This window comes from Polynucleobacter sp. 35-46-11 (genome assembly GCF_002281105.1).
The window spans coordinates 1-2352 of sequence record NZ_NCFJ01000398.1; the positions used below are offsets into that span (position 1 = coordinate 1).

Annotated in this window: 5 protein-coding genes; 2 read left to right on the top strand and 3 right to left on the bottom strand. The window is 42.1% G+C overall.

Going from position 1 to position 2352, the window contains the following annotated elements; all coding sequences use genetic code 11:
• Window positions 1–137: 137 nt before the first annotated feature.
• Both B7Y67_RS15455 and B7Y67_RS19540 read right to left on the bottom strand, forming a co-directional pair.
• Window positions 138–356 carry a hypothetical protein gene (locus tag B7Y67_RS15455; RefSeq protein ID WP_293599399.1) on the bottom strand — a complete coding sequence of 73 codons (219 nt, stop codon included), beginning with the start codon at window positions 354–356 and terminating at the stop codon, window positions 138–140.
• Between the two features lie 93 nt (window positions 357–449).
• Window positions 450–575, bottom strand: coding sequence for a DUF3079 domain-containing protein (locus B7Y67_RS19540; RefSeq protein WP_363927095.1), 126 nt, complete (start codon window positions 573–575; stop codon window positions 450–452).
• Between the two features lie 206 nt (window positions 576–781).
• Between B7Y67_RS19540 and B7Y67_RS15460 the strand changes: the two genes are divergently transcribed.
• Window positions 782–1207: a PAS domain-containing protein gene (locus B7Y67_RS15460; protein WP_293599400.1), complete on the top strand. Its 426-nt coding sequence runs from the start codon at window positions 782–784 to the stop codon at window positions 1205–1207.
• Window positions 1208–1218: 11 nt separating this feature from the next.
• On the top strand, window positions 1219–2034 hold the full coding sequence (locus B7Y67_RS15465) for an NnrS family protein (RefSeq protein ID WP_293599401.1): 816 nt from the start codon (window positions 1219–1221) through the stop codon (window positions 2032–2034).
• Here B7Y67_RS15465 and B7Y67_RS15470 read toward each other — a convergent pair.
• On the bottom strand, window positions 1951–2352 hold a 402-nt coding region (locus B7Y67_RS15470; protein ID WP_367227294.1), incomplete at its 5' end, for an EamA family transporter. The genes B7Y67_RS15465 and B7Y67_RS15470 overlap by 84 nt on opposite strands.

A 2352-nucleotide genomic window follows, 5' to 3' on the forward strand; every position in this document is an offset into this window, starting at 1 on the left:
TAGACAAAAAAAATGACTTGCGGTTAGCAAGTCATTGTTTCTACAACTAATTCTTGGTGGGTCGGGCGAGATTCGAACTCGCGACCAACGGATTAAAAGATTTCAAATTGCTATAAAACAGTTGCTTAGACATTAGCTTAAACCTGTCTAGAAAGTGGCGTGATATCGGCAGCTAGTCTAGTGGGTTCAATTGGCTTGAGGTGGAAATCAATTGGTGTCGACAGGAGTGTCACGAGACGTGACAGTGGTTTGTCGGGTAAACCGACATCTGGGAATGACTGCTGTCGGCCATTAGCCGTCGGTGAGCAGGGGATTGAAAATCCTTGTGTTGGTGCATCGATTCCGCCCCAGGCCACTAAGAATCTCTATAGCCCACTTGTTGGGCTATTTTCTTTTAAGGCTTAGCGGGACGTGGAATTTAATGATGTTAGGATTGGAAAGCAATAGATCTATTCATGTGGATGCCGCACACTATCAGATCCTTTTTTACATGCAATTGAATTCCGCGGACAATACTTCTGGTATTCCCAGCATACTCCTCCTGAGTTCTGTGATTTCACGTAAATTTTCAGCATATCAATTTTTACCTGTATTCATACGAAAGTTTTTCTCGAATTATTTAATGCATAGCGCTAGATAGCTGCATTTCAAGAGCTTAAAGAGGCCTTATTCTTCGACATAGTTCTATAGAGCTATTTCAATAACTCATGGTTACGTGGAGAATCAAAAAATCTAAAAACAAAAGAGCTTTTGAACTTTAGCTTACGGAGTTTCCCTGAATATGAAATATCAAGTTGATTTTGAGAAATTGGCCAACGCAATGGGTGATGGTGTTGTGATTTCAGATGCCAAAGGCGATATAGTTTTTTGGAATGCATCTGCAGAAAGAATTTTCGGATACTCGGCTAGCGAAGCTCTGGGTAAAAGTTTGGACATCATTACACCAGAGCGTTTTAGAGCGCGGCACTGGGACGGGTATAAAAAATCCATGGAGACGGGAACTACCCGCTACGGTTCTACCTTGCTCACCGTACCGGCCCTTCACAAAGAGGGGGGATCTTTATCAATTGCTTTCACAGTGGCAATGCTGACGGATGAAGATGGCAATGTAGGCGCTATTGCAGCGATTGTGAGGGATGATACGGAGCGCTTTCAGACAGATCGTGAACTCAAAAAGCGCATTGCAGAACTAGAGGCGAAGTCTTAATTAAAGTAGATATGACAAAAAAGACCATCCCTCTTTTTGCGCTAGGCTTTAGACCGTTTTATTTATTGGCGGCATTTTGGTCTGTAGTGGCTATTTTGGAATGGCTGATGGAGCTCAGTGGTTCTGGTATTCGAGGTATTGGTTCGATTCCTGGAATTCAGTGGCATGCCCATGAGATGATTTTTGGATTTGCAACAACAGTTGTCACTGGATTCTCGCTTACTGCTGTTAGATCATGGACGGGGCTCGAGACTCCCAAGGGTAGATCGTTAATGCTGCTATCAATCCTTTGGATTGCTGGACGACTTGGCCCGTTTTTTAGTTCGTATTTTGTAATTATTGACATTCTGTTTTTGCCGATCATCGCAATGATTATTGGTAAGTTGATATTACAAAGAAACATGGTGAGAAATCTATTCCTACCCCTGATTCTTAGTGTTTTGGGAGTATTGAATGGGCTGTTCTATATGTCTGCCTATGGGCATATGAGCATTGATAGTAATGCCCCTTTGATTTCATCATTATTTTTAATTGTGATGATCGAAATCATGATTGGTGGTCGAGTGATCCCAAGCTTTACCGCAAATGCTATTGTAGGATTAAAGCAGTTTCGCAATAAATCATTTGCAGCTCTTGCGGTGGCATTAAGTGCCGCATCCTTTTTGCTTTGGACACTTTTTCCAGTCAGCGTTATTACTGCTCTTATATGCATTCTGACCGGCATATTACAGTTCATTTTGCTGTTAGGCTGGAAGCCCTTGGCTGCACGATCCAAGCCATTCCATGGGAGCTTGCTGACTAAAAAGGCTGCTAAAGCCAATCATTAATAGACCTGTTAATGATATTAAAAAGGCAATAAGTAAATTTCGTGGCATCTTAAAATGAGAGTTGATACCAACTAATAATGCCGCCCAAAAAGGAATGCCGCCATTTACAAAAACCCCAGCATGTGCGCTTGGAGCGTACGAGAATCCGGAATATATAAAAAGACCGTATCCTAGTCCGCCAAATACTGCAAGTGCAAAATATTTTGGCCAATTTTTAAATGGAATCAGCCATAAGAAGGCTGGCAAAGTAAGGGCACCAGAAACTCCGAATCTAAGTGCGGCAAGATCATATGGGGTAAATTCAGTTTTAGCTCCAAG